Below are 26,731 nucleotides of genomic sequence, written 5' to 3' on the forward strand. Positions count from 1 at the left end.
CCCGGCGGCCGCCGCTGTGGACGCGGGGGTGAGCAGGTCCCAGAAGTAGGCGAGTTGGCCGGCCATGTCGATCTCGGGGTCGTACATCCACTGCGTCTGCAACCCGTCCATCAGGGCGAAGACGAGACCGGACAGGCGGTCGGGGGCGAGGCCCGCGGGCAGCGCACCGGCCGCCTGCCGATCACGGATCAACCCGGCGACGACGTCGCGCGCGGTCGCGTAGCGGTCGCGGAAGTAGTCGTGTGCCGGATGTCCGGGTTCGGCCGCCTCGGACGCGAAGCGCGAGAAGAGCTGGGTGAGGCCCGGAACCTCGGCGTTGTGCCGCACGAGCGCGGTGAACACCTCGCCCAGGTCCGGCGGCGCGTCGGCGGTCGATCCGAAGGGCGCCTCCATCAGGCGCCGGTCGACCTCGTCACGGCGGCGCAGGATCTCGACGAAGAGCTGCTCCTTGGTCCCGAAGTAGTGCAGCAGTCCCGTCTGGCTCAGGCCGACCGCCTGGGCGAGCTCGCGCACCGTCGCGCGGCTGTACCCGACCCGCGCAACGATGTCGAGCGCCGTGTCGAGGATCTCCTCCCGCTTGGCGATGCCTTTCGCATACGAACCCCGTCGTGCCATGAACACGACTCTACGACACCCGAATTCCGCTGGTGGGACCCCTTGTCGCCAAAAACCGAATGTCATACGGTTTCTGCGTCGGCAGGGTGGCCGAGGCACTCCCCGGCGCGCGCCCGCCGGCGGCACCACACGCGCTCCACCGGCTCTACCACCGTCCCGTGGAGCACCGCACAACCCGAGGAGACTTCCGTGACCGCGAACTCCCCCGCTTCCCTGACCACGGCGCAGCAGGCCGCCCTGGGCAGCGGCGCCGACTTCTGGAGCACCGAGCAGGTCGCCGGCGTCCCCTCGCTGGTGCTCACCGACGGGCCGCACGGAGTACGCCGTCAGGTGGGCGCCACCGACCACCTCGGCCTCGCGGGCAGTGAACCCGCCACCTGCTTCCCGCCCGCGGTCGGCCTCGGGCAGAGCTGGGACACGGAACTGACCGGCAAGGTCGGTACGGCCCTGGGCCTGGAGAGCCGCACGCTCGGCGTCGACGTACTGCTCGGCCCCGGCATCAACATCAAGCGGGACCCGCGCTGCGGCCGCAACTTCGAGTACTACTCCGAGGACCCCCACCTGTCCGGCACACTCGCCGCCTCCTGGGTGCGAGGCCTCCAGGAGACCGGGGTCGGCGCTTCGCTCAAGCACTTCGCCGCCAACAACACCGAGCACGACCGCATGCGCTCCAGCTCCGACATCGCCCCCCGCCCGCTGCGCGAGATCTATCTGCGTGCCTTCCAGCACGTCGTGCAGACGGCGCGGCCGTGGACGGTCATGTGCTCCTACAACCGCGTCAACGGCACCTACGCCGCCGAGAACCACTGGCTGCTCACCCAGGTGCTGCGCGACGAGTGGGGCTTCGACGGCGTCGTGGTCAGCGACTGGGGCGCGGTGCCGGACCGCGTCAGGGCGGTGGCGGCCGGTCTCGACCTCGAGATGCCCGGCACCGGCGGTGTCACCGACGCGCAGGTCGTAGCGGCGGTCGAGGCGGAGGAACTGGACGCTGCCGTACTCGCGCAGGCGGCCGCGCGCATGGTCGCACTGGCCGCGAAGGCCGAGGCGGGCCGCGCGGCACAGCTCGCCGCGTTCGACACCGACGCGCACCACCGGCTGGCCCGGCAGGTGGCCGCCCGCTGTGTGGTCCTGCTGAAGAACGACCCGGTCGACGGACGAAGCGTGCTGCCGCTGGAGGAGGGCCGTTCCCTCGCGGTGATCGGCGAGTTCGCGCAGTCCCCGCGCTACCAGGGCGGCGGCAGCTCGCATGTGAACCCGACCCGCGTGGACGTACCGCTGGACGAGATCCGCGCCCTCGCCCCGGACACCGACGTGAGGTACACGGCCGGATTCACCACCGGCGACGGCGCCGACGCGGCCGCGCTGCGGGACGAGGCCGTCCGAGCCGCGGCGGCGGCCGACACCGCCGTGGTCTTCCTCGGCCTGGCGGCCCACCAGGAGTCCGAGGGCTTCGACCGAGAGCACATCGAACTCCCGGCCGAGCAGCTCGAGTTGCTGACCGCCGTGGTGCGAGTGCAGCCGCGTACCGCCGTCGTCCTCTCGCACGGCGGCGTACTGCGACTGGCCGACGTCGACGAACTGGCCCCGGCCGTGGTGGACGGCGCGCTGCTGGGGCAGGCGGCCGGCGGCGCACTGGCCGATGTGCTCTTCGGGCGGGTCAACCCGTCCGGACGGCTGGCGGAGACCGTACCGGCGCGCATCGAAGACACTCCCGCCTACCTGGACTTCCCCGGCGAGCACGGTCATGTCGCCTACGGCGAGGGCCTGTTCGTGGGCTACCGCTGGTACGACGCCCGCGGCATCGCGGTCACCTACCCGTTCGGGCACGGACTGTCGTACACCACCTTCGCCTACTCCGATCTCGAACTGACCACCGGCACCGAGGGCATCACCGCGACCGTCACCGTCACCAACACGGGCGAGCGGGCCGGCCGCGAGGTCGTCCAGTTCTACGTCGCCAAGCCCGGCTCGTCGGTCGCCCGCCCGCCCCAGGAACTCAAGGCCCACACCGTGGTGGCACTCGCACCGGGGGCGCGGGACCGGGTGAGCGTGCTGATCGAGCGCCAGGACCTGGCGTACTGGGACATCCGCGGCGACCGCTGGATCGTCGAGGGCGGCGGCTACGAGGTGCGCGCCGCCGCCTCCAGCCGCGACATCCGCGCCACCGCCACCGTCGAGGTGGAAGGGGACGTGTTCACCCTCCCGCTCACCCTCGACTCCACGCTGGGCGAGGTCATGGCCGTACCCGGCGCCGCCGGGATCCTGGGGTCGCTGATGCCCATGCCGCAGGCTGCCGCCGAGAACGACGCGCTGGGCGTCGACATGGCCAGGTTGATGGCGTCCGTCCCGGTGGGCCGGTTGCTCGGCTTCACCGCGGGCGCGGTCACCCGCGAGGACCTGGAGAAACTCCTCGCCCAACTCGACGCCGCCCGCACCGTCGCGGCCCGGACCTGACCCCGCGGGCGGGGCGTCGAGGGCCGCCCCGCCCCCGGTCAGCCCAGTACGACCCGGGCGGCGACCGGCAGATGGTCGCTGCCGGTGCGCGCCAGGGTGCGGATGTGGCCGACGGTCGCCGAGCGGGCCATGACCTGGTCGATCCGGGCCAGCGGGAAAGCGGCGGGGAAGCTGAAGGCGAAGCCTCGCTGCGCTGTGTTCATCCGGGAGGACAGCGGGGCCAGCCCACGGTCGTCCACCGTGCCGTTGAGATCGCCGAGCAGGAGGACCGTCTTCAGGGGCTCGGCGGCGACGGCCCGGCCCAGCAGACCGGCGCTCTCGTCCCGCCACGAGGAGGCGAAGCCGCTCGCTCCGACACGGACCGAGGGCAGGTGCGCGACATACACCGCGACATCGCCGCGGGGTGTGCGGACAGCCGCGCGCAGCCCGCGGCTCCAGGACTCCGTGATCTGCCGGGGCTTGATGTCCACCTGCCGGATGCCGGTCAGCGGATGCCTCGACCACAGTCCGACGGTGCCCCGCACGGCGTGGTACGGGTAGTCGGGGGCGAGGGTCCGCTCGTATTCCGCCAGCGCCGCGGGCACAAGCTCCTCCAGCGCGATCAGACCAGGCCCGGCACCGGCCAGGACCCGGGCCGTGCCTGCCGGGTCGGCGTTCTCGTCGCTGACGTTGTGCTGCACCACGACCAGGTCGTCGTACGAGCCCTGCCCCGTCCCGAGCAGCCCGCCGAACTGATGGGTCCAGACCGCCACCGGCAGCAGCACGACCACCAGCGCGGCCGCCGAACGACGCAGCAGGGCCACGACGAGCAGCACCACGACCACCAGGCCGAGCCACGGAAGAAAGGCCTCCAGCAGACTGCCCAGACGACCCACCCGGTTGGGCACCGCCCGGTGCAGGCCCATGAGCCCGGCCGTCAGCACCGCGAGCACGGCAGCCACCCGCCCCCGCCGCCACTCCGGCCAGGTCCACAGGTCGCCTCGCCTGCTCCCGCCCGCGGCCCACGCCCCGGACCGGCCCCGCGTCCACCAGACCCCTGCCGCCCCCGGCTCCACCCGGTCTCCCCTCTGTCCGACGACCTTGCTGCCCTAGACGGGCCACCGGGTGAAACCGGTTCCGAACCCGCCACTCCTTGCACACCGCAGCTCCCCCGCTTCGGCATGAGGCCTGCGGAATCGTGCACCGGGGAAGGACCGCGGTGACCGGACGGGCGGGGTCAGGCGCCGGCCGCCTGGCGGGCGCCGAGTGTGCAGGTGGTTCCGACGCTGGTCTGCACCCATGCGTCCGGGAGGGCCGCGGCGAGGGTGTGCTGGGCGCGCCGGCCGGTGCAGTGACCGGGGACGATCAGCTCGGGTGCGAGTTCGGTGAGCGCGGCCACCGTCAGGCCGATAAAGGTGCCGCCCCGCGGATACGACCGGTCGGGGAAGCCGATCCCGGTACCGGCCGCAGGCCCGTGGTGATCGTGCCGGCCGCGGGCGTCGCGCGGTGTCACGCCTCCACCCGCGCGGGCGGGACGACGACGTCGACGAGCCCGGTGGCCACGTCGTACACGAGTCCCGAGACGAAGACTCCGGCCCGGAGCGTCCGCCTGAGGATCTCGACGTCGACGCGGACGGCGGCGACCGGGTCGGTGACCGCCTTGGCGTCGAGGTCCGCGGCCGGAACCTCGAAGTAGTCGGCCAGCAGCTCGGGGAACGCGGCCAGGTCCGTGATCCCGCAGTCGGTGTGGTGCAGGACCGCATAGTGGTTGTCGACCGGGCCGGGGCCGCCCGTTCGGGCCTGCACGACCTTCGCGAGCATCCCCAGCGTCCGGAGTACCGCGGGCGTGACCCGCCCCCCGACATTGCGGATCACCGCTGCCTCGCCGAGCTTGAGCCCGAGCACGTGGGACGGGTCGACACGAGGGTCGACGCATCCGAAGACCGTCAGACTGCCGCTGGGCATGAGCTTGAGGCCGGCGAATGACCCGCCGTCGGCGAACGCGGCGTTCCGCTCGGCCAACTCGTCCGTGTCGATCACTGTGCCGGCCACCCCGTCCTGCTCCGAGCCTGGTCCCCCGGTGACGCCGGCGGCGACCGCCGGTCGCCGCCCATCCTCACCTGCCGCCCCCTCCCCTGCCACTCGGCTTTGCGACAGATCGAGGCGGGGCAGGTGAACGCCTTGCGTGATCGGGTACGGCGTGTCGGCGCCGAGGCGTGCCGCGTGGACGGTGTCGGGGTCGGGGTCGGGGTCGGGGTCGGGGTCGGGGTCAACGCGGGTGATCGCGGTGGTCGTGCCCCGGGGACCGTTGTGCGAGGGCCCGTGCGCGGGTGACGACCTCGTCCGTGGACACGGCGCTGAGCCCGGCGAGCACGTCCTCCAGGGCGTCCAGCCACAGCCGGTAGTACGGGTAGGTCCCACCGTGCTCCCGTGCGGCCGTCCAGGCGGTGATCCGGGCGATCAGCGCGGTCTGGAACTCCGGCCAGCGGAAGACGCCCGCCTCGTGCAGGGAGACGGCCATGCCGAAGGCACGGCTCTCCCACGGCTCGGCGAACACCAGCTCACCGTTGGAGCGGGGAGGTGCTGCCGGGCCCTCGATGTCCAGCGGCGCGCTCACGGTGCCGCCACCTTCGCCACTCCGACCATCGCGTCCCTGGTGACGAGTGGCACGAGTTCCTCCTCCGTGAGGTGTTCGGTACCGGGTGGACGCTCCGGCAGTACGAGCCAGCGCACCTCACTGGTGGAGTCCCGCACGACGATCCGCACATCGTCTTCGAGCGTGAGTCCCATCTCGGCCAGCACCGCGCGCGGCTCCCTGACCACGCGGGCTCGGTAGGCGGGGTCCTTGTACCAGCTCGGCGGCAGGCCGAGGACCGGCCAGGGGTAGCACGAGCACAGTGTGCACACCACGACGTTGTGGGTGGTCGGGGTGTTCTCGACCACGACGATGTGCTCGCCCTGCTGTCCGGAGAAGCCGAGTTCCTTGATGGCTGCGGTGCCGTCCTCGAGCAGTCGCCGCCGGTAGCCGGAGTCGGTCCACGCCTTGGCGACGACCTTGGCGCCGTTGAGCGGCCCCACGCTCGTCTCGTAGCGGGTGATGATCGCGTCCATGGTCTTCGGGTCGATCAGGCCGCGTTCGGTGAGCAGTTGTTCGAGCGCCTCGGTGCGCAGTGCCACGGAAGGGCTCTCGTCCGAGCCGCCGGCGGTGGTCATGCGGTGGTCTCCAGATAGCTCTCGTACAGGTCCACGGTGACGGTGAAGGGTTCGGCGTCGGCGCCCCACAGCTCGCGCGAGTCGAACCGCACGGAGTAGACGTACTGGGGGTTCTCGCCCAGGAAGTGCGCGTTGGTGTCCGGCAATACATGGGCGGGCTGGATGATCTCGACGACTCCGCTGTGTCCCCGCACGTAACGCGGCAGCCGGGTGTGTCCGGGCACGGACCTGCTCCTGGCGCGCACCCGCTCGCCCACGCCGAAGGCCGGCCGGGTCTCCACGGACCGCAGTGAGCCCTCGGCGGTAGGTGCGTACCGGGGCACGTCGGGTTCCGGTACCGGTGGCTCCGCCACGTGTTCGCCGCGCAGGTTGCGGGCGCGGGCCTCGACCGCACCGGGCGCCAGGACGGAGTGTTCGGTGAGCATCAGCTCTCCGCCGTTGAGCCATCGCCCGAAGTAGCCGTCGTCCAGGTAGGCGGCGCGGTCCAGGCGCTCCAATGCGTGCCGGAAGGCATCCGTGTTGACGCCGCCGCTGGCGACGCGGCCGGAGAGGATCGCCAGCGCGAATGCCTTGCGCTGCCAGTCCTCCGCGAAGACACGTTCCTCGCGATCGGGTGGATGAACGCGTCCCCAGCCCAGGGTGCCTCCCATGTCGGCAATTCCATCCATGATGCAACCTCTCATTTGCCGCAAAGCAGACACGCGCGTCCATCGTATTCGGCCGGTGCCCGTGGCGTCACGCCGCACGCTGCGCCACCGTCCGCCGACTGCACCCAGCGACGAGGGGCCGGTGCCGCGCGGCCACTGGCGCACCTGCACCCCGCCTCCCTGTTACCGAACACGGACAAACCAGGGGGAACGACGCCCACCCGGGCGTCATCTCATGGGGTGCAGCAACGCAGCGGACGCGGCCGGTCACCCGACGAGAGCCGGGGGAAGGCGCCGCGTCCCGACCGACCACGGGGGAGCTTTCAGAATGACCACGTATCGTGCCCGCCGCACCGCCCGTACCGCCGCCCTGGCCGCCGCCACCGCCGCGCTGGCGCTGGGCCTGACCGCCTGCGGCGGCACCGACGACGGCCCGAAGGCGGCGGGCGGCGACCACTCCACGGGCAGCGCGCAGACCCGGCCCGCGTCCGACGGGACCGGCAAGGGCGGCACGGAGCAGGCCGACAACGGTGGCGACAGCAAGGCGGGGTCGCACTCGGCGACCGTCGCGGGCGGGACGGGCAAAGCCGCGAGCAAGGGCACAACGGCCACCGCCCAGCAGTGCCGCGGAGACGAGATGCTGGTCACCACGGTGCACCGGTTCGCCGGCCAGCAGGGCGACCACCTGCTGATCACCGCGTCGAACGAGGGCACCAAGCCGTGCTGGGTCACCTCGTATCCGGCCGTGAAGCTCGACGGAGACGTCGACAGCGCCGCACTGCCGCACTCGAAGAAGGACAACCCGGGCGGCGACAAGCACATCACGCTCCAGCCCGGAGGCAAGGTGTACAGCGCGGTGAACCTCTTCGACTACGGCTCGAACAACCACACGGGACGCTCGTTCGCCCTCGCGCTGCGCGGCGCGGACGGCCACGAGGGTCCCTACTACTCGGTCGACGCCAAGGGCCAGAAGCCGCAGTTCAGCTGGAACGAGGCCGACGTGCTGAACTGGAACACCGAGAAGCCGTACGACTTCTGACGGTTCATCGGCAAAGCGGCGTCACCACGGGGATGGCTGGCTGACGCGCAGGACGCGGTTCTTGGCGGGAGTTCCGAACGAGGCAGTTCCGTCCTTCGACCACGCGGGGTTGATCCGGATACGGGGAGGGGCGTGGGCGGGATGAGGGAGTAGGTCGCGCCGGGATCCTCAGGCGGCCTGACCGACACCTCGTCGCCGGCGACGGTGACGAACTCGCCCATGCTCCGGGTCTCCTCACAGGTCGGCTGCGGACAGTGGTTCCTGATCGGTCTTCCAGCGCCACCGGTCTGGGATCGTTGGGACCGAGGTGCTGTCCGGCCTGAGCGAGGTGTCGGGCCGCCAGAGAGGCCCGACACAGGGCCGATCAGCCCCTGCCGCGCCAGCCCCAGCGGGAGGCCTTGCGGGGGTCGCCGTCCTTCGAGGGCAGAGGGATGTGCTGTGCCGGGTCCTGGGCCTCGGACACGGGGGCGGTGCGCGGCTGGATCCCCTTGAGCCGGGCCCGCCACGGGCCGTCCGCCATCTCCGGACAGACGATCATCGGCCCCTCGGGCAGCGGGTGGGTCTCCCTGCGGGCGCCGATCTCGTTGATCAGGCCCTCTCGCTGTGGCAGCGCCGTGGGATCGGTGTGCTCGGCCAGGTCGTAGGTGTGGGCGATGAGGTTGTCGTCGCCGCGGTAACGGATGTGGAAGTCGGCCGGGCCGGTGGTGTGCAGCAGCACGTCCGGGCCGCCGTTCTCCAGCCACTCCTCCGTCAGGCGGCGGGCCGCGGCAAGCGGCATCACCGTGGCCTGCCACGGGCCTTCGGCGTCGAGCCGCAGCCGCAGCCGCAGCGGACCGCTGTCCGGGACCCTGCACAGCAGACGGCCCCGATGCGCAACGGCACCGTCGGCACGAACGTGGTGTCCCCCGTGACCAGACCCCCCACGGAAAACGCCCCCTGCGTCATCACTGCCGTCGCCGCCGCCGTCCCCACCGACGGCCGCTGTCCCGGCACCTGCATCCCCCGGCCATCACGCCCCCGGCACGGTGATCTACAAGCGGAGCATGCCACATGACAGCCCATCACCACCCGCCACGGAGGCACGACTTTCCGGCCCGTGGGGACCTGCGCGGTGCGCCTTCGCCCACCTCTGCGGTCTGACGCCGGTTCCCGAGGGGCCCGCGCTCAGCGGCGCAAGCTGGTCTCCCGTTCCAGATGCGACAGCTTCTCGGGGTTGCGCACGGCGTAGAGCCCGGTGACCAGGCCGTCGTCGACGCGCAGCGCCAGGACGGTGTCGATCTCGCCGCCCAGCCGGACGATCAGCGCCGGGTCGCCGTTGACCTGTGTCGGTTGCAGCGAGACCGCGGCGGCGATCCTGCCCAGCACGCGGGCCACCTCGTCGGCCCCCACGACCGGTGCCAGTGCGGCCCGTACGACTCCGCCGCCGTCGGTCAGCAGGACGACGTCCGGCGCGAGGATGTCGAGCAGGCGTTGCAGGTCGCCCGTCTCGACCGCCCGCTGGAACGCCTCGACGGTACGGCGGGTCTCGGCGGCGGAAGCGACCCCGCGCGGCCGGCGCGCGGCGACGTGGGCCCGTGCCCGGTGGGCGATCTGGCGGACCGCGGCCGGGCTCTTGCCGACGGCCTCGGCGATCTCGTCGTACCCCAGGTCGAAGACCTCGCGCAGCACGAACACCGCCCGCTCGGTCGGTGCGAGCGTCTCCAGCACCAGCAGCATCGCCATCGAGACGCTGTCGGCCAGCTCGACGTCCTCGGCCACGTCGGGCGTGGTCAGCAGCGGCTCGGGCAGCCAGGGGCCGACGTAGGACTCCCTGCGCCGGCCGAGCGTACGCAGCTGGCTCAGCGCCTGCCGGGTGGTGATCCGGACCAGGTACGCACGCGGGTCACGCACGGTGCCGGGATCGACGCCTGCCCATCGCAGCCAGGTCTCCTGCAGGACGTCCTCGGCGTCGGCGGCCGAGCCGAGCATCTCGTAGGCGACCGTGAACAGCAGGCTGCGGTGGGCGACGAAGGCCCGGGTGACGCTGTCCATGCGGTCACCGCGGGCGGCCGGCCCGGATGCATCTTTCGTCCCGCCGCTCGTCGTTCGGTCGTTCATCACCGGCTCCTGCCCGTCCGCTGTCGACTGCGCTGTACACCAGACGCCGGCCCGCACCGCTCCGTGACATCCGTGGGCGGTGACCCACGCCACATCTTCGCCCTGTCACAAGGAGCGGGCCGTCGGCATCTTGTGTCCGTCCAGTGCGGCAGCAAACGACACCACGAATGAGGACGGCATCATGGAACCCCGCTTCAACCTGCTCGCCAGCCCGACCGCCGCGAAGGTCGCCAAGCGGTTCTTCAACGCCTCGTCGGCCCTGGAGGAATCGACGCTTCCGAAGACCTTGCGGGAGCTGGTCCAACTGCGGGTCGGCCAGCTCAACGGCTGCGGCTTCTGCGTCGACGCGCACACCAAGGAGGCCGCGGCCGCGGGCGAGAGCGCGCTCCGGCTCAACCTGGTCGCCACCTGGCGCCACAGCACCGTGTTCACCGAGGCCGAACGGGCCGCGCTGGCGCTCACCGAGGAGGGCACCCGGCTCGGCGACCACGGCGTGTCCGACGAGACCTGGGCCGCGGTGCGCAAGCACTACGACGACGACCAGATCGGTGCACTGGTCTGCCTGGTCTCCCTCATCAACGCGGCCACCCGGATGAACGTGATCGTGCACAACCCGGGAGGCTCCTACGAGCCCGGCATGTTCGCCCGCATGGCGAACTGACCGGTGCCGAACTGACCGGCGCGCGAGACGCGGCCCGTGCCGGGATCGTCCGGTCCGGGCCGAGCCCGGGCGGGCCGTCCCGCACCACGGGGCTCACCCGGCGCGCCGTGCGACGCGCAGGACGCTCAGGTACCGGCGGGCCGCCCGGTCGCCCATCCGGGTGCGGATGCGCTCGGCGACGGCGTCGAGGAGAGGCTCACGGACGTCGCGGTCGAGCCTGCGGTACAGCGACGTCGAGCGAAGGTGATCGGCGAAGCCCTCCCCGTCGAACCACTGGACGGCCGGATACCAGCGCACGGTCGTCGGGCCGAACAACTCGCCGGGGTCCTCGACCGGTCCCCAGCCCTCGTCGGTGCTGCGCACGTCGTCCTCCAGGGGAGGATGCCCCCAGCCGGGGTTCCCCGGGCTGAATCGCTCGTGGAGATCGGCGGTCTCGGTGTACACCTCCGGCTCTCCCGGCCGGCGGACGACGACGTTGCCGAGCAGGGCCGTCCAGCCTCCCGGACGAAGGACGTCGTACGCTCGCTGCCAGCCGACCGACGGATCGACCCAGTGCCACGACGACGCGGCCACGAGGACGTCGAAGCGCCGGCCGCGGTCGTCCCACTCCTCGAACGTCGACGTCTCGACCTCGACGTTGCCGAAGGCGTCGATCCGCCGGCGCGCGAGTGCGGCCATGCCCGCGCCGGGCTCGACGGCGGTCACCGGGCATCCGAGCGCCGCCAGTGAGCGCGTCGCCTGGCCGGTACCGCAGCCCACCTCCAGCACCGACGACGCCGCGTCCAGGCCGGTGACGGCGACCAGGTCCGCGAACAGCTCGTCCGGATACCCCGGCCGGACCCGGTCGTAGAGTTCCGGCACCTCGTCGAACACCCGGCCGAGGACATGTCGGTCCGGGGGCAGCTGCGGATCATCCGTCACGAACCCACACGCTATGAGGCCCGACCACGGCGACGCCACCGGTTTGACGGCTGCTCCTCGACCGGTTCCTGGCCCGGCGTGCGCGGGCCGGTGATCTCGTCGCGCGCCCGAGTACCTGACCCTTCGTCAATCCTCCACTGCGCGCCCGGAATGCTCGCCGGGTCTGATATGTCTTTCGCTGGGGACCGGGCCTGTGCCCGGCGCGGCGCCTTCCGGGGGGCCGCGAGGGAGGGGAAAAGCACACCCATGAGCACCACCAACCGCGACGAGATCATCGCCGTCGAGCAGAAGGCGGTGGATCGCGCCTACGGCTGTTACCACGAGCGGCTGGCCGAACTGTCCGGCGGCTCGATGGCCTCGGCCTCGGCCAGCGGCAAGGACAGTGTCGCCAACCGCATCGACGCCGAGGACAAGGCCGCCGCGTACGGCGGTCTCGGGGACGCCTCCTTGGTCATCAGCCGGGTCGACGTCCAGGACGCCCCGGGCGGGGAGCCGGACACCTGGTACGTCGGACGGCGTGCCGTCTCCGACGTCCACACGCGCGACACCGTGGTGGTGCTGTGGACCACCCCGCAGGCGAGGCAATGGGCGCAGGCGCTGCCCGAGACACCGGGCGACATCGTCCTGCGTCGGCAGCTGCGCTGCACGCGGCAGCGCGTCGACGGCTATGCCGACGACATCAGCCTCGTCGTCCCCGCTCCACGGCCGGCCCTGGACGACGCCGACCCGCAGGACGCCGACCAGCAGCGCGTCGACCCGCGGAGCGCCGACCGGCCGGGCACCGCGAAGGACGCGAAGGACGCGGCGGACGACGTACGGCAGCCGACCAGGACCCGGCCGCCGGCTCTCACCCCGACCGATGTCGCACGGCTGCACCGGCAGAAGCCGCAGCCGCCCGACGACTTCCTCCTGCGCGAGCTCCAGCGCTCCCGCAGGGGCAGCATGCGCGACATCGTCGAGACCATTCGCCGCGACCAGATGGCCCTGGTCACCGGATCGCCCGCGGACATCCTCGTCGTGCAGGGAGGGCCGGGTACCGGCAAGTCCGCCGTCGGCCTGCACCGCGTGACGTGGCTCGTCAACAACGAGCACTTCACCGCGCAGGACATCCTGGTCATCGGCCCCCACCAGCAGTTCCTGGACTACGTCAGCCAGGTCCTGCCCACCCTCGGCACCCGCAACGTCAACGCCGTGCAGCTGTCCCGCCTGTGGGACGGCGAGATCCTGGGCACCGACACCCCCCGGGCGCAGCTGGTCAAGTCCGACGAGCGCATGGCTGCCGTCCTGCGCAGACGGGTCGAGCGGGAGTGCCGCCCGGAGGCCGTCGACGACTTCACCACCACCCCCTCCTACAAGGACGCCACCCCGGAGTTCACCGTCACCGCGGGCAGCACCACCCTGCGCATACCGCGCTCCGAGGTCCTCACCCTGCTGACGGACGTCCGCGCGGGCGACGGCTCCTACCGCGAGCGCCGCGACCGCTTCCGCAGCCTGCTCGTCGACCGCCTGCTCCAGGAACTCGTCGCCGTCGCCCCGCGCCGCAACCGCGACACCACCATCCGCCGTGACCTGGAACGCAACCGCCAGGTCGAGCGCCTGATCGAACGCGTCTGGCCCTCCCCCGGCGCCCGGGAGACACTGCGCAGCCTGTACGACTCGCCCGAGCTGCTGCGCGCCTGCGCCGACGGCATCCTGGAGGCGCCGGAGCAGGCCGCCCTGCACCGCCCCCGGGCCGAGAGGGCCGACGCCGACCCCTGGACCCTCCACGACCGCGTCTGCCTGGAGGAACTCCAGTACCTCATCACCGGCGAGACTCCGCACCGCTACGGGCACATCGTCGTCGACGAGGCCCAGGACCTCACCCCCATGCAGGCCCGCTCCCTGCGCAGACGCTCCGCGGTGAACGGCTCCATGACCGTCCTGGGCGACCTCGCCCAGGCCACCGGCCCCCACGCCTACACCGACTGGGACCGGCTCGGCGCCCTGCTGTCCGACCAGGGCGACTGGCGCGTCGCCGAACTGAACACCAGCTACCGCGTGCCCGCCGAGATCATGAAGTTCGTCGCGCCCCTGGCCCGCGCCGTCGCCCCCGCACTGCCCTACCCGCGGGCCATCCGCGAAGCCGGCGAGAGCGCCGTGCGGACGCTGGCGACCGACCCGTGGAACCTCCTCGACGAAACCGTCGAGCACGCCACCCGGCTCCTCGGCACCACCGACGGGACCACCCTGCGCTCCGTGGCCGTCATCGTCCCCGACGACTCCCGCTGGCTCGACGAGATCAGCCGCCAACTGCAGCAGGCCCCCGGCCTCGGCGACGAACAGTGCGAAGCCGTTTCCGTCCTGGCCGCCGCCCAGGCCAAGGGCATGGAGTACGACCACGTCCTCGTCGTCGAACCCGCCACCATCGCCGACCGCGGCCCGGCCGGCCTGCGCCAGCTCTACGTCGCTCTCACCCGCAGCACCCAGAGCCTGACCGTCCTGCACACCTCCCCGCTCCCGCAGGCCCTCACGAGCACCGACGACACCACCGCACCCCCGCCCGTCCAGAGCGGACCTGCCATGACGAACGGTGAACTCCCCGAGATCGGGGCCGACTTCCGGGTCCGTGTCCTGGGCACCGGACCGGGCGGCCGCTACCGGGTCGAAGCCCTCGCCCCCCTCACCGACGCCCCTCTGGCCCTGGCCGTCCGCCACGGCTCCACTCCCCCGCACACCGGCGACGAACTGGACTGCTGGGTGCTCGCCCACGACCGGCACCACTGCCTGCTGACCTCGGACCAGCGCGGCCGCCAGCCCGTCTCGCCCAGGATGGCCGAACGGTACGCGGCCGCACTCGACGTCCTGGAGGAACTGACCGGCGACGACGGCAGCGTCCCGGACCACGCCCGCGAACGTCTCTCCGAGCTCAAGGGCATGGCCAACCGCGTCCTGCGCCGCGACCAGGCGGACTGGGTGGACGTACGGCGCATACTCGGCTCCCCGGACAAGCACCGGCTGAACCTGCTGCGCGACCTCGCGACCACCACCAACCGCGCCCTCAAGGACGACACCCTCGACCCCCGCCGGCTCCGCGCGGACCTCGCACGCGCCGGCTGGACCCGGCCCCTGGCCGAGGCCCGCGAGACGCTGCGCCGGCGCCTGGACGTCCAGCCCGAGCCGCAGACCGCACCCGCACCGCAGCCCGCACACGAGGAAGCCGAGCCCATGACGCCCGTCGAAGCCCTGCCCGCCGCACCGGCACCCACGCCGAAGGGCCTGCTGGACACGCTGGAGGCGGCGGCCGCCGCCGACCGCACCTGCAAGAAGCACGAGGCGGTACGCCACGCCCTGATGTCGGACCTGCTGTGGGCGGACCTCCAGCCGACCGACTCACCGGTCGTCGACGTCAGCCGCGCCGACGAGGAGGGTCACTTCCTCTACGAGATCCTCGGCGCCGGCCACACCACCCACGCCGACCTGCGCTCGGGAGCCGCCCGCCTCCTGGAGATCAACCGCACCCTGCCCGCCCCGGCCGACCGCCTGTACCTGGTCCTCACCGAACCGCCCACCGAGGACTGGTCCACCGACACCCTGCGCGATGTCTTCGGCGTCCACGTCCTGTGGCGCACCCCCGGCGGCTGGGGCGGCCACGACAGCACGTCGGCCCTGGGCGGCGAGCAGTCCTAGCGGTACGAACGTCCCGGCCCTCATCTCGGGCTGCCGGGGCGGACGGTGAGGTAGGTCCACGAGGTCGTCGCACCACCGGTCTGGGCGCCGGTGGCCGGCGGAGCGTAGACGCCGCGGATCCGGTAACGGGCGTTGCTCGCGTAGAGCTTCAGGGCCCGGCTGTAGCCGTACTGGCCGTCGGCGTACAAGGGCACACAGCGCTGCGAGGTGACCTGGTGCCAGGCACCCGCGGTGTAGCGCTCGACGTACACCGACGTGCAGGCGCCGGTCTGGTGCGGAGTGACCTTCAGGTTGAAGCCCATGTTGATCTCGGACTTGTAGAAGACCTGGTAGGTGGTGGATCCGATGCGGGTGGTCGCCAGCGGCCACTGCGTCTCGGTGCGGATCGTCGGTGTGAGAGTGGTCCCGGTGGTCACCGTGCGCGGTGAGTAGCGGTAGTCACCCGCGAAGGCCGCGCTGAAGACGGTGTTGCGGGAGACTTTGAGGTACGCGACGAGGTTGCCGTGCGCGTCCACCTTGCCGGTCCTGAGCGCGGCCCGGGGCTTTCCCGCGGGCTGGTCGTACAGGGTGACGGTCCGGGAGTTGTACGTGGTCCCCAGGTGCGCGGTGACCTTGACGGTCGCGCCGGAGTGGTAGGACTTCGCGTCGGTCGTCACGCTCAGACCGGTAGTGGCCCGGGGAATCTGCACGATCGCGGACTTGGTGACCCTGAGGTAGGACGTGCCGCCGTCGTAGCTGAAGACGTAGGTGTTCGTGCCGCCGGCCTGGGGGGTGTCGTGGAAGACGAAACCGCCGTCGGCGGCGACCGGCAGCGTGGCGGCCTCGTAGCCGAAGGGGTGGGCCAGGTCGGTCTTGTTGACGTGGACCATGCCGGTGTTCGCGTGCGCGTGCGGCCAGGTGAGCCGCCCGGTGAAGGTCATCGGCGTACCGCGGCCGCCGGTGGACGGAGCGGCCAGTGTCATGGTGGGCGCGTACTTCACGACGTTCATGCCGAACGTCTGGGTGGCCGGGGCGTAGTGGCCGCCGCCGGAGTAGTCGACGCGGTAGCTCAGCGGACCGGTGGGGGGAGCGATGCCCGAGATCTCGTAGGAACCGAACGGGTCGTACGGGAAGTGCGGCGGTATGAGCGGCGGGTTCGTGACGACTACGCCGTCCGGGTCGGCGGCGTCGTAGCGTGTGATCCGTACGGTGCCCGGAGGCACCGACTCCCCGGCAGCGAGCCGGAGGGACGAGTAGAAGCCTGCCTCGAACGCGTAAGGCTCGCCGGGAGCCAGCCCGGAATTGAACGAGCCCGAGTAGATCGTCACCTGTGCGGTTTCCGGCGCACTGTCTATCTCGAGGGTCGGTGTGCCGGAGGGGTCCATGGCGACTGCGTAGAGCCGGCTCGAGTCCGGTGCCCAGGCAAGGCCGTGTGCGGCCAGGCGCAGCGGAGCGCCCTGGAAGTATGTGTGGTAGGTGCCCTGGCCCGTTTCCGGGAATGTCTGGAACCCGACGTTGCAGGTGCAGCCGGCCATCGTGCCGTCCGGGGCCACCGCGACGGCCTTGCCGGCCACCGGCACGGCGAAGCTTCCGTCCACCGTCAGATCGGAGGTGCGGTACCGGTCGGCGCTGTGGCGCGCCCAGGACGAGACCGCGAGGTGCTGTCCGTCCGCCGTGACGGCGAAGTCGTCCAGATCGGGGACGGGCAGCGTGGTCGCCGCCTGCTGGGCCAGCGCTCCGTCCTCGGCCCGGTACGTGACGAAGGCGGAGGTGTCGCCCGTCTGCGCGCCTGCCACGAGTACGCCGGAGGGCGTCGGTGTCGTCGCCAGTGTCGGCCGGACCGTCCAACTGCCGTGATCCTGCGCCAGGGTGACCGTGCCGGCCGGGTCGACGGATCCTATGCCGCCGGCGTCCGTCGTGCCGTAACCGAACCAGAGGGTGCCCCCGGCGACGGCCAGCGAATCCGGACGGGTGCCCGCCCCCGTGTCGTAGCGAGCCGACTCGGTGAGGTCCTGGGTGCTGATCGCGGTGATCGCGTCCTGGTCCGGGAGCGCCGCGTACAGCACGGACCCGTCGGCGGAGAGGGCCAGGCCGGTGGCCCCCGGCGCGGCGCTGATCGTGGTCGGGTTCCCGCCGTCCAGGTCGGTGACGAGAATGCCGTCGGTGCCAGCGCCACCGCTGATGTACAGGTGTCCGTGCGGAGCGTCCACGACCAGGTGCGCGAAGTGCTCGATGGGCAACGGGATGTTGGACGACGCGTACGCGTCGGCCGCTCCGGGGGCCGTGACGGCCGTCAGCCCCAGGAGCAGCGCCGTGGCGGTCCTTATCGAAAAACGCGTCGCCTTCATGGAAGTCCCCCTGATCCTCAAGATCGCGAGGGGGAACCTAGCATGCGGAAGGCGCCGGCCCGGAGCACGGGGCGACCCTGATGCCTTCGTTCGCCGGCAGTGTCTCCTTGGTGGTGTCGGCGGAGTACCGAGATGTCGCCTGGATCTCGGTGTTGATGTCCTGGCCGAAGAGGGGCTGTCCGGTGTGGACGAGTCGTCGTCGGTGTACGAGGTGTCGGTGAGCGTGACGTCGCTGTGCAGGCCTCTTTCATGAGGGAGTGGGGTTTCGATCCGCATGTCCGAAGGCGCATCACGTCGGCTGGGTGAGGTTCACCGGGTTGCCCTCGGGGTCCTTGATGTGGGCGACGCGCTGTCCCCACGGCATGTCGTTGGGGCCGCCGCCGGTCGAGCCGCCCAGCGCCTCCACCCGGCCGAGCGTCTCGTCGACGTCGTCGACAGCGATGCTCAGCAGCATCCGCGGTGCCGCCCCGGCCTCCGGGTCCGCCTTGGCCACCAGCCCGAGGTCGGAGTCCCCGATGCGCAGGCCGACGTAGAAGGCCGGGCCTTCCTCCGGCACCCGGAAGATCTGCTCGGCGCCGAACAGTTCCGTATAGAAGCCGAGCAGGACGTCGAGGTCGGCAGTCAGGATGACGGGCTGGATGGTGGACATGGCACTCCTGTCGAGAACGGTCGCGTCGCCGGGCAGACCGTTCGAGGACGTCGAACTCATCGGTTCCCTCGCGCCACAGGGATTCCACAATTTCGCTCCCTGCGGTCCGCCGGTGGATGCCCGATCCCAGGAGGACGCGTAGTCATGCCTTCCAAGGCCTGCACCGAGGCGTCCCGGGTCAGGTGATGCGGTGTCCTCCGTCGACGTGCAGGACGGTTCCGGTGATGAAGCCGTTGTGCATCACCGACGAGAACGCCTGGGCGATGTCCTCGGGGGTGCCGATACGACGCGCCGGCAGCCGCTCGGCCATCGCGGCGAAGGCCGCCTTCTTGTCCATGCCGAGCTGGTCCCAGAGGGCGGTGTCCACCCAGCCGGGAGAGACCACGTTGACCCGCACCGGTGCCAGCTCGATCGCCAGCCCGTAAGCCAGCGAGGCGAGGGCGCCGTTGGCCGCGGCCATGATCGTGTTCGACCCGTTCGGCCGGTACGCGTTGATGCCCGAGGTGTACGTGATCGAGCCGGTGACCCGCCCGCTCGCGTACTTGCCGACCAGCCAGGCACCCAGCAGCTTGGTGTCGACGACGGACCGGGCGGCCTCGGTGGCGAGGTCGGCGGTCCGGCCGTACACGCCGGTCGCGTCGGCCGCGGTGACCACGACGTGATCCACCCGCTCCACCCGGGCGAACAGTGCGGCCACGTCCTCCTCCCGTGCCATGTCGGCCACGGCGGTGCTGATCTTCCCGGGCCCGGAACGCTCCAGTTGCGTTCGAGCCGTCGTCAGCCGGTCCGCGGTCCGGCCGACGATCGTCACATCCATGCCCTCGGCGAGCAGGGTCCGGGCCAGGGCGAGGCCCATGCCGGAGCCGCCACCGATGATGATCGCTTCAGTCATGATCCGAGACTGCACCGCAGGACCGGTCCCGGGGCAGGCCGCGTGCTTCCTAGGTGCGGCACGGCCACCCAGGAGCGGGCCGACCGTGGGAAACTCGACGCCGTGAACGCGATGGCCAACTTCCTTCGGATCCGGCGGGGCCGGATCGGCCCGGCCGAGGTCGGGCTGCCCACCGGGCCGGGCGCCCGGCGCACCCCCGGGCTGCGGCGCGAGGAACTGGCCGCGCTGGCCGGCGTGAGCGTGGACTACTACATCCGGATCGAGCAGGGCCGCGAGACCGCGCCAAGCGACGCGGTACTGAGCGCACTGGCCCGGGCACTGCGCCTCAGCGCCGACGAGCACGCCCACCTGCTCGGGCTTGCCGACCAGGTCGCCGGGCGGACACCGCGCCGTCGCCCCGCGGACCCGCGCCCGGCCGGCCCCGGCCTGCGGCTGCTGCTGGAGTCGGTCCGGCCCAGCCCGGCCTACGTGCTCGACGACGTCAACGACGTACTCGCCGCCAATCCCGAAGGCCTTGCCCTGATGCCCGGGCTCGGCGACTGGCCGTCGGCACAGCGCAACACGATCCGGTACACCTTCCTGCACGCGAGCGCGCGGACCCTGTTCGCCGACTGGGACCGGGTGGCCCGCAACTGCGTCGCGCACCTGCACACCGCCGAACTGAGCGCGCCCGGGCGCACCGCCGCGCTGGTCGACGAACTGTCCGCGGCCAGCAGCGAGTTCGCCGCTCTGTGGCGTCGGCACGAGGTGTGGGTCAAGCGCGCGGGAGAGACCGCGTTCCACCATCCGGCGATCGGCCGGATCACCCTCGCCAACGAGGTGCTCACCGCTGCGGGTGACGGCCAACGCATCCTGCTCTACCAGGCCCCGCCCGGAACGGCCGAGCACGACGCCCTGGTCCTGCTGGCCATGACCACCGGGAACGCCTACCGGCCCGCACCATGAGGTGAGCGCACGACGGTGACCGCCGCCCGGCGCCGTTTTGCCGGACCGGCAACAGTACTGGCCGAGTCGCGACCCGATGGGCGACGGTGGGCCGGTGACCGACGACATCGCAACCGAATCACCCGTGTCCGACCTCCCCTCCCCCGCCGACGGGTACCTCGGAGACCCGGCCGTACAGGCCGAGTGGGACAACCGCTACACCGACCGGCACCAACTGTGGAGCGGGCAGCCCAACGGTGCGCTGCTGGCCGAGGTCGCCGGGCTCGCACCCGGGCGCGTGCTCGACGTCGGCTGCGGCGAGGGCGCGGACGCCATCTGGCTCGCGCGCGCCGGCTGGGACGTGACCGCGCTGGAGGTCTCGGGCGTGGCGTTGGCGCGGGCGGCGGGCCACGCGCGGGACGCCGGCGTCACCGTTCGCTGGATCCACGCCGAACTCACCCGTTCGACGCTCCCGCCGGCCTCCTTCGACCTGGTCTCGGCGCAGTACCCGGCCCTGCTGCGCACCCCCGACGCCGCCGCCGAGCGTGCCCTGCTCGCGGCCGTCGCGCCCGGCGGCCTGCTGCTGCTCGTCCACCACGCGGGGATGGAGAACCAGCAGGCCAACGACAGCGGCTTCGACCCGGCCGACTACGTCTGGCCCTCGATGGTCGCCGAACTGCTCACCGACGACTGGGAGATCGAGGTCGACGAGCAGCGGCCGCGCGTCGCCCCCGACGGCGGCGCCGGCGCGCACCACACCGACGACGTGGTGCTGCGCGTACGCCGCCTCCGCTGAGGACTCCTGACCCCGGGATGCCGGGGTCAGGGCGTCAGGTAGGAGTGGAAGACGTGCTCCGGGTCGTACGCGGCCTTCAGCTGCCGCAGTCGCTCCCAGTCGGCCGGGGTGTACGAGCGGCGGGCCCGGGAGGGATCGGCGGTGAGGTCGGTCTCGGCGATGTAGTGGCCGGTTCCGTACGGCTCGACGCTGCGCATGGTGTCCTGCAGCCAGCGCATGTTGTCGGCGTCCGCGGCGGGGTCGTCCCAGATCGCGAAGGGGGCGAGATAGGTCTCGCCCAGGATCGAGAAGGCCATGTCCTCGGCGAGGGTGCGGTCACGCGAGGCGGGCCGCAGGGGCGCGAGGACCAGTGACTGCTCGGACGGGGCTGCGGCGACCGAGGCGGCGAGGGCGGGCAGCAGGGTGGTGTACCCGGTGTCCGACCACAGGGTGTCCACGGCGTTGCGGTGGCCCTGTTGCCAGGAGGAGGACGCCGTTTCGTACAGGCCCTCGAAGGTCGTGGGCCGGTCGACCCTCCGGTACAGGGCGCGGTCGGCCAGGGGGCAGTCCCGCAGCGGCTCCAGGCAGCGGGCGGCCTCCTGTGGCGTGCGGGCGAAGGCGGTGCCCGTGAAGCCGATCGTCTTGGGCCTCGGGCTCGCCGTCGTCACCTCCGGGGAGACGGTCGCGAGCATGAAGGAAGCTTCGACGTTCGCCGGGAGCCGCTCGGCGGCGTCGGTGGCCCAGCGGGTCACGGGCTCGACCTCGGTCAGCGGGAAGACGTACGAGGTCTCGGCGATCGCGGTCGGGCAGTCGTACAGCGAAACCTGGAAGCGGGTGGCGACGCCGAAGAAGCCGGGCCCGGCGCCACGGGCGGCCCAGAACAGGTCAGGGTTCTCCGCGCTGTCGCAGGTGAGGGTGGTGCCGTCGGCGGTGACCACCTCGACGGCCCGCACGCTGGCGGCCGCCGGGCCGAGTGCACCCGAGTTCCAGCCGAGGCCGCCGCTGAGCAGATAGCCGCCGAGGGCGACGGGTCCGCAGTGCCCGGCCGGGAAGGCAAGGCCGTACGGGGTGAGCGCGGCGACGAACTCACGTCCGCTCAGCCCGGGTTGGACGGTGGCGGTGCGCGAGGTCGGATCTATCGCGCATGCGTCGAGTGCGGAGAGGTCGATGAGCATGCCGTCGTCGCGCAGCGGTGAGCCGCACCAGCTGTGTCCGTGGGAGCGCAGCGCGATCCGGTGCCCTTCGGAGCGGGCCAGCCGGACGGCGGCCGGGACGTCGCGTTCGGAGGCGACGCGGACGATCAGGTCGGGGAAGCGCTGCGGCTTGAGGCCGTTCCAGAGCATGGCCGACCAGGTGTCGTGGTAGGCGGCGTCGCCGCGTCGGACGACGTCTCCCTCCATCTCTTCGGTCTTTCCGCTCATGGCGAGTCTTCAGCCACTGGTGAGCCCGAAGGTACGGAACACTCGAGAACCCACGCCTGGCAGTCTAATTCACCAGCAGATTTCTGGACAAAAAAGCAAAGCGATCAAAGGCTCCCCCACTCCTGTCCCGCCCGGGTCAACTGCTCCCACACGGCCGCGAGAACCGGATTCGCCGGAGCGTCCCGCCGGGACGCCAGATACAGGGTGTTCAACGGTTCAACCACCGGCCGGTGCATCAGCGCCACCTCGCCCGCGGCCAGCGCGGGGGCGACGAGATAGCGGGGCAGGACCGAGATCCCCATGCCTGAGGCCACCGCGGCCAGCACGGCACGCAGGTCCGGGACGACGACCGCGACCTGATTGGGCGGCCGCCGCCCGAACTCGGTGCGCCAGTACCGCCGGACGATCGGAAGCTCCTCCGAGTAGGCCACCAGCGGCAGATGGGACAGCGCGGCGACCGGGTCGTCGGACAGCCGCTCCGCGTCGACGGCATGCGCCAGTGCGGGCGGTCCCACCAGCAGGAACTCCTCGTCCACCAGCGTCGTCACCAGCAGATCCTCGCGCTGCGGGCGGATCGCGGAGACCACCAGGTCGAGCCGCGCGACGGCCAGCTCCGACAGCAGTTCCTCGGCGAGCCCCAACGCCACCCGGATCCGCAGCCCCCGGGCGGACAACGGCGCCAGAGCGGGAAGCACCTGAAGCGACATCAGCTCGGCCGCGCCACCGAGCCGGACCGTCCCGGCCAGGGCACCCGGCCCCCGCGAGGGTTCGAGGGCGGTGCGCAGCCCGTCGACATGCGCACCGATGCGAGCGGCCAGCACCGCGGCACGGGGCGTCGGCTGCGCCCCCTTGCTCGAACGTACGAACAGCGACTCCCCCAGCTGCTCCTCGAGACGTGCCAGCTGACCGGTGACCGCCGGCTGGCTCACCCCCAGCCGCGCGGCCGCCGCGGACAGCGATCCGGTGCGGTAGATCTCGAGAAACGTCGCCAGCAGGTCCAGCCCGGGCAAGGCGACTCCTTCCATCACTGAACCTATGGAAAGCACCCTTCTTCCGCATTCTAGCGGTGGATGCGACGTGCCGACCGCGTCCCCTGTCGCCCAGTGCTGGCGGCCCACAGTCGCAAGAAGCGCGCAACCCCGGACCATCACATTCCTTATGGGTCAGGTGAGGCATGGGGGCATGGCCGTGATGAATCCTGCCGTTGTCCCCCTACGTTCACCACCTTCACCACGGCGTTCACCGCGTGGTCTACAGAGAAGAGCAGGCATTCCATGTCGAAGATCCTGATGATCGTCTCGGCCGCCGACAGCTTGGAGCTCGCCGACGGATCCAGCCACCCCACCGGCTTCTGGGCAGAAGAGGTCGCGGCCTCCCACCGGGCGCTGCTCGCCGCCGGAGCGCAGGTGGACATCGCCACCCCCGGGAACGTGCGCCCCACGGTCGACGCGCTCAGCCTCGACGCCCGCGGCGGAGTGTCCGAGGCCGACGCCCAGGAGTTCCGCGCCTACCTCGACGGCATCTCCGAGCAGCTCTCCCACCCGCTCGCGCTGTCGGAGGTGGAGCCGGCGGACTACGACGCGCTCTACATCCCCGGCGGTCACGCGCCCATGGCCGACCTCGCCCACGACGCGGATCTCGGGCGGCTCCTGAAGGAGGCCGACGCCCGGGGCACGGTCGTCGCCGCTCTGTGCCACGGTGTCGCCGCCCTGCTCAGTGCCACGACCCCGGACGGTGACTTCGCGTTCGCCGGCCGCACGCTGACCGCGTTCTCCGACGCGGAGGAGAACCAGGGAGGCCTGGGCGAGAACACGCCCTACTTCCTGGAGAGTCTGCTGCGTGAGCGCGGCGCCGTGGTCGAGACCGGGGCGCCGTGGAGCGACACCGTCGTCGTGGACGGCAACCTCGTCACCGGCCAGAACCCGCAGTCCAGCGTCACCACGGCCGAGGCCACGCTGAAGGCGCTCGCCGGCCGCTGAGCCGTACAGGGGTGGGTGCGCTCACAACGCGGCGGGGCATCGACCGGCCTCGCCGCCACGGCTGGAACGCACCCGCCCCGCCCGGCGAAGGCCGGACGTGACGTTCAGGCTCCGGCCTGCAGCCGGAGGCCCGTCAGCGTCAGTTCCAGGGCGGAGCGGAACTGGTCGACGTCGTCGTGGCCGTCGAACTCGTCGACGATCTCGCGCACGAACGGGAACTCCTCGGGGTCGAGCTCCCGCCAGGTCTGGGCGAAGCGGCCGAGGTACTCCTCGCGGCTCACGGCGCCGTCGAGGATCTCCTCGGGCGGTTCCTGCCCCATGTCGACGGCGGAGCCGATGACGACGCCCACGATCGCGGACACGGCGTGGAAGCGCTGCCGCGCGGTGAGTTCCAGGCGAAGGGTCTGCCGGCCGAGCTTCTCGTACAGGCGCAGGGAGTTGCCCTGGACGTCGGTGTTGCGCATGAAGTAGGCGCCCAGCCAGGGGCGGTGCACGATCGCGTCGAACAGCAGCAGGGCCATCGTGCGCAGGTCGTCGATCGGGTCGTCGCTGCCCGGAAGGTCTTCGATGTCGGCCAGAATCGCGCCCACCACGTGGTCGGTGGCGCGGTCGAGCAGTTCCTCCTTGCTCGCCACGTACCAGTAGATGCTGGCGACGCCGCCGCCGAGGCGCTGGGCGAGCGCCCGGAAGGTCAGTGCGGGCGCCCCGGCCTCGTCGAGCAGGGCCACCGCCTCGGTGAGCACGGACTCCATCGAGTGCGAAGCCCGTCGACGTCCTCCGCCCGAGCGGGTCTGCAGGCGTGTCATGGCTGCCTTTCCACCGTTCTCTTCCACCGTTCTTGCGTCGTACCGAACGCTGTTCTATCGTATCGCATCGTACGCTGTTCGATAACCGTACGTCGTTCGATGAAACGGGATGAAGAGGACTGATTGCCATGACCACCGCCACGCTGCAAACCCCGTCGACACGCACCTATCCGTCCCTACGCGCGGCGTGGATTCCCCTGGCTGCCCTCTGCCTGGCCTTCTTCGTCGAGATGGTCGACAACACGCTGCTGTCGATCGCACTGCCCACGATCGGCCGTGACCTCGGCGGCGGGACGACCGCGCTGCAATGGGTCACCGGGGCGTACTCGCTGACCTTCGGCGGGCTGCTGCTGACCGCAGGGTCGATGGCCGACCGGCTCGGCCGCCGTCGGGTGCTGCTGGCCGGACTCGCCATGTTCGGCGCGGTGAGCCTGTGTGTCGTCCTCGTCTCCACGACGGGCGAGCTCATAGCCCTGCGGGCGGTACTCGGCATCGCCGCCGCGGCGATGGCCCCGATCACGAACTCACTGGTCTTCCGACTGTTCGACGACGCAGCCCTGCGGATGCGCGCCATGACGGTGATGATCATCGTCGGCATGTCCGGCTTCGTCCTCGGACCGCTGCTGGGCGGTACCGCGCTGGCCCATGTCGGGTGGGAGTGGCTGCTGCTCGTCAACGCCCCGATCGCGCTGATCGCGTGCGTCGGCGTCCGGCTCGGCGTCCCGGCCGACCGGCCGGAGGACCTGACCAAGGACGCGCTCGACATCCCGGGCGCCGCGCTGAGCGTCAGCGCCATCGGGCTCGCCTGCTACTCGCTGACCAGCGGTGTCGAGCACGGCTGGCTCTCCACGGCCACCCTCACGTCGATCGTGGGCGCCGTCGCGGCCGCGGTCGCGTTCATCCGGCACGAGCGCCGCAGCGCGGCACCCATGCTGGATCTGCGCCTCTTCTCCAACGGCACCGTCCGCGGCGCCGCCCTCGCCCAGATCGGGACGTCCATCGCGATGGCCAGCGTGATGTTCGGGCTGATCCTGCACTTCCAGTACGCCTACGGCTGGAGCCCGGTGCGGGCCGGCCTGGCCAATCTGCCGATCATCGTGACGATGCTCGCCGCGACTCCGCTGTCCGAGTGGCTCGCGCGCCGGTTCGGCCACCGCATCGCCTGCCTGGTGGGCGCGGCCTGCCTGGCCGGCTCGCTGGCCGGCCTCGCCTGGGGCGTCGACCACGGGTACGCGGCCATCGCCGTCTGCATGGTGTTCATGACCGTCGGACTGCGTACCGTGATGACGATCTGCGCGGTCGCGCTAGTCGACGCGATGCCGAGCAACCGCACCTCCATCGCCGCCGCCCTCAACGACACCGCGCAGGAGGTCGGCTCCAGCGTCGGTACCGCCGTCGTCGGCACCCTGATCGCCGCACTGGTCACCACCCAGCTCCCCGCCGGCACCTGGAGCGGCGACCTCGTCGCGTCGTTCTTCCACGGCGAACGGATCACCTACGCCCTGCTCGCGGTCGTCGTCGGCCTGATCGCGGCCGGCGGTGCGCTGAGTCTCACCGACTCCCACAGCGTCGAGGAGCACCCCGCCGAGGAATCCGCCTGACGGCAGAGCCGGACGACGGCGACACGGCAGCGTCGTGCAGCGGTGGCGGAGTCGGCCCGGATCAC

25 protein-coding genes are annotated in these 26,731 nt (G+C 71.7%); 9 read left to right on the top strand and 16 right to left on the bottom strand.

Translation table 11 applies throughout. The annotated features are described in order from the left end of the window. Nucleotides 1–615, bottom strand: a 615-nt coding sequence (locus tag ABT085_RS18935) for a TetR/AcrR family transcriptional regulator (protein ID WP_351608713.1), incomplete at its 3' end; no start/stop codon positions are given. Nucleotides 616–804: 189 nt separating this feature from the next. On the opposite strand from ABT085_RS18935, the gene ABT085_RS18940 reads away from it, so the two are divergent. Further along, a complete protein-coding gene (locus ABT085_RS18940) occupies nt 805–3,069 on the top strand; it encodes a glycoside hydrolase family 3 C-terminal domain-containing protein (RefSeq protein ID WP_351608716.1) in 2,265 nt (754 codons plus the stop codon). A 38-nt stretch (nt 3,070–3,107) separates the two neighbouring features. On the opposite strand, the gene ABT085_RS18945 is transcribed toward ABT085_RS18940, so the two are convergent. From ABT085_RS18945 to nthB, 6 genes are all read right to left on the bottom strand, one after another. Beyond that, nucleotides 3,108–3,974, bottom strand: a complete 867-nt coding sequence (locus ABT085_RS18945; protein WP_502982753.1) for an endonuclease/exonuclease/phosphatase family protein — start codon at nt 3,972–3,974, stop codon at nt 3,108–3,110. Nucleotides 3,975–4,285: 311 nt separating this feature from the next. Next, nucleotides 4,286–4,561: a hypothetical protein gene (locus tag ABT085_RS18950; RefSeq protein WP_351608722.1), complete on the bottom strand. Its 276-nt coding sequence runs from the start codon at nt 4,559–4,561 to the stop codon at nt 4,286–4,288. Next, nucleotides 4,558–5,100: a carbonic anhydrase gene (locus tag ABT085_RS18955; protein ID WP_351608725.1), complete on the bottom strand. Its 543-nt coding sequence runs from the start codon at nt 5,098–5,100 to the stop codon at nt 4,558–4,560. The genes ABT085_RS18950 and ABT085_RS18955 overlap by 4 nt, the downstream gene beginning before the upstream one ends. A gap of 217 nt (nt 5,101–5,317) precedes the next feature. Continuing rightward, complete coding sequence (locus ABT085_RS18960; protein ID WP_351608727.1) at nt 5,318–5,665, bottom strand: nitrile hydratase accessory protein; 348 nt, start codon at nt 5,663–5,665, stop codon at nt 5,318–5,320. Further along, entirely contained in the window at nt 5,662–6,261 is a 600-nt protein-coding gene (gene nthA / locus ABT085_RS18965) for a nitrile hydratase subunit alpha (protein WP_351608730.1), read from the bottom strand. The genes ABT085_RS18960 and nthA overlap by 4 nt, the downstream gene beginning before the upstream one ends. Continuing rightward, a complete protein-coding gene (nthB, locus tag ABT085_RS18970; protein WP_351608733.1) occupies nt 6,258–6,929 on the bottom strand; it encodes a nitrile hydratase subunit beta in 672 nt (223 codons plus the stop codon). Before nthB ends, nthA begins: the two co-directional genes overlap by 4 nt. Before the next feature lie 307 nt (nt 6,930–7,236). Between nthB and ABT085_RS18975 the strand changes: the two genes are divergently transcribed. After that, on the top strand, nt 7,237–7,947 hold the full coding sequence (locus ABT085_RS18975) for a DUF4232 domain-containing protein (RefSeq protein ID WP_351608736.1): 711 nt from the start codon (nt 7,237–7,239) through the stop codon (nt 7,945–7,947). Nucleotides 7,948–8,311: 364 nt separating this feature from the next. On the opposite strand, the gene ABT085_RS18980 is transcribed toward ABT085_RS18975, so the two are convergent. Then, nucleotides 8,312–8,725, bottom strand: coding sequence for a hypothetical protein (locus tag ABT085_RS18980; RefSeq protein ID WP_351608738.1), 414 nt, complete (start codon nt 8,723–8,725; stop codon nt 8,312–8,314). Nucleotides 8,726–9,111: 386 nt separating this feature from the next. After that, the gene (locus ABT085_RS18985) at nt 9,112–9,978 is read right to left on the bottom strand and encodes an RNA polymerase sigma-70 factor (RefSeq protein ID WP_351608741.1); all 867 of its coding nucleotides are present in this window, start codon (nt 9,976–9,978) and stop codon (nt 9,112–9,114) included. Between the two features lie 247 nt (nt 9,979–10,225). Between ABT085_RS18985 and ABT085_RS18990 the strand changes: the two genes are divergently transcribed. Further along, the gene (locus tag ABT085_RS18990) at nt 10,226–10,705 is read left to right on the top strand and encodes a carboxymuconolactone decarboxylase family protein (RefSeq protein ID WP_351608744.1); all 480 of its coding nucleotides are present in this window, start codon (nt 10,226–10,228) and stop codon (nt 10,703–10,705) included. A 93-nt stretch (nt 10,706–10,798) separates the two neighbouring features. Here ABT085_RS18990 and ABT085_RS18995 read toward each other — a convergent pair whose 3' ends face one another. Then, nucleotides 10,799–11,626: a class I SAM-dependent methyltransferase gene (locus ABT085_RS18995; protein WP_351608747.1), complete on the bottom strand. Its 828-nt coding sequence runs from the start codon at nt 11,624–11,626 to the stop codon at nt 10,799–10,801. Nucleotides 11,627–11,872: 246 nt separating this feature from the next. Here ABT085_RS18995 and ABT085_RS19000 point away from each other — a divergent pair, with 246 nt between their 5' ends. Then, on the top strand, nt 11,873–15,292 hold the full coding sequence (locus ABT085_RS19000; protein ID WP_351608750.1) for a HelD family protein: 3,420 nt from the start codon (nt 11,873–11,875) through the stop codon (nt 15,290–15,292). A 20-nt stretch (nt 15,293–15,312) separates the two neighbouring features. On the opposite strand, the gene ABT085_RS19005 is transcribed toward ABT085_RS19000, so the two are convergent. After that, nucleotides 15,313–17,619 carry an SMP-30/gluconolactonase/LRE family protein gene (locus ABT085_RS19005; protein WP_351608753.1) on the bottom strand — a complete coding sequence of 769 codons (2,307 nt, stop codon included), beginning with the start codon at nt 17,617–17,619 and terminating at the stop codon, nt 15,313–15,315. Here ABT085_RS19005 and ABT085_RS19010 point away from each other — a divergent pair. Then, entirely contained in the window at nt 17,585–17,872 is a 288-nt protein-coding gene (locus ABT085_RS19010; protein WP_351608755.1) for a hypothetical protein, read from the top strand. The genes ABT085_RS19005 and ABT085_RS19010 overlap by 35 nt on opposite strands. Nucleotides 17,873–17,908: 36 nt before the next feature. Here ABT085_RS19010 and ABT085_RS19015 read toward each other — a convergent pair whose 3' ends face one another. Both ABT085_RS19015 and ABT085_RS19020 read right to left on the bottom strand, forming a co-directional pair. After that, a complete protein-coding gene (locus tag ABT085_RS19015; RefSeq protein WP_351608774.1) occupies nt 17,909–18,268 on the bottom strand; it encodes a VOC family protein in 360 nt (119 codons plus the stop codon). A 178-nt stretch (nt 18,269–18,446) separates the two neighbouring features. Continuing rightward, nucleotides 18,447–19,160 (bottom strand): SDR family oxidoreductase, encoded by a 714-nt coding sequence (locus ABT085_RS19020; protein WP_351608758.1) that lies wholly within the window; start codon nt 19,158–19,160, stop codon nt 18,447–18,449. Between the two features lie 111 nt (nt 19,161–19,271). Between ABT085_RS19020 and ABT085_RS19025 the strand changes: the two genes are divergently transcribed. Beyond that, a complete protein-coding gene (locus ABT085_RS19025; protein ID WP_351608777.1) occupies nt 19,272–20,105 on the top strand; it encodes a helix-turn-helix domain-containing protein in 834 nt (277 codons plus the stop codon). A 94-nt stretch (nt 20,106–20,199) separates the two neighbouring features. Continuing rightward, nucleotides 20,200–20,880, top strand: coding sequence for a class I SAM-dependent methyltransferase (locus tag ABT085_RS19030; RefSeq protein ID WP_351608760.1), 681 nt, complete (start codon nt 20,200–20,202; stop codon nt 20,878–20,880). A 26-nt stretch (nt 20,881–20,906) separates the two neighbouring features. Here the strand turns inward: ABT085_RS19030 and ABT085_RS19035 are convergent, their stop codons facing one another. Together ABT085_RS19035 and ABT085_RS19040 are read right to left on the bottom strand one after the other, a co-directional pair. Next, nucleotides 20,907–22,280 (bottom strand): FAD-binding oxidoreductase, encoded by a 1,374-nt coding sequence (locus ABT085_RS19035; RefSeq protein ID WP_351608763.1) that lies wholly within the window; start codon nt 22,278–22,280, stop codon nt 20,907–20,909. Between the two features lie 104 nt (nt 22,281–22,384). After that, nucleotides 22,385–23,290: a LysR family transcriptional regulator gene (locus tag ABT085_RS19040; protein WP_351608765.1), complete on the bottom strand. Its 906-nt coding sequence runs from the start codon at nt 23,288–23,290 to the stop codon at nt 22,385–22,387. Nucleotides 23,291–23,554: 264 nt separating this feature from the next. Between ABT085_RS19040 and ABT085_RS19045 the strand changes: the two genes are divergently transcribed. Then, nucleotides 23,555–24,259 carry a type 1 glutamine amidotransferase domain-containing protein gene (locus ABT085_RS19045; RefSeq protein ID WP_351608768.1) on the top strand — a complete coding sequence of 235 codons (705 nt, stop codon included), beginning with the start codon at nt 23,555–23,557 and terminating at the stop codon, nt 24,257–24,259. A gap of 104 nt (nt 24,260–24,363) precedes the next feature. Here the strand turns inward: ABT085_RS19045 and ABT085_RS19050 are convergent, their stop codons facing one another. Next, nucleotides 24,364–25,011, bottom strand: coding sequence for a TetR/AcrR family transcriptional regulator (locus ABT085_RS19050; protein ID WP_351608779.1), 648 nt, complete (start codon nt 25,009–25,011; stop codon nt 24,364–24,366). A gap of 182 nt (nt 25,012–25,193) precedes the next feature. On the opposite strand from ABT085_RS19050, the gene ABT085_RS19055 reads away from it, so the two are divergent. Then, on the top strand, nt 25,194–26,666 hold the full coding sequence (locus ABT085_RS19055; RefSeq protein ID WP_351608771.1) for an MFS transporter: 1,473 nt from the start codon (nt 25,194–25,196) through the stop codon (nt 26,664–26,666). Nucleotides 26,667–26,731: the final 65 nt, after the last annotated feature.

It is taken from the genome of Streptomyces sp. NPDC002265 (assembly GCF_040296125.1).
GTDB lineage: Bacteria > Actinomycetota > Actinomycetes > Streptomycetales > Streptomycetaceae > Streptomyces.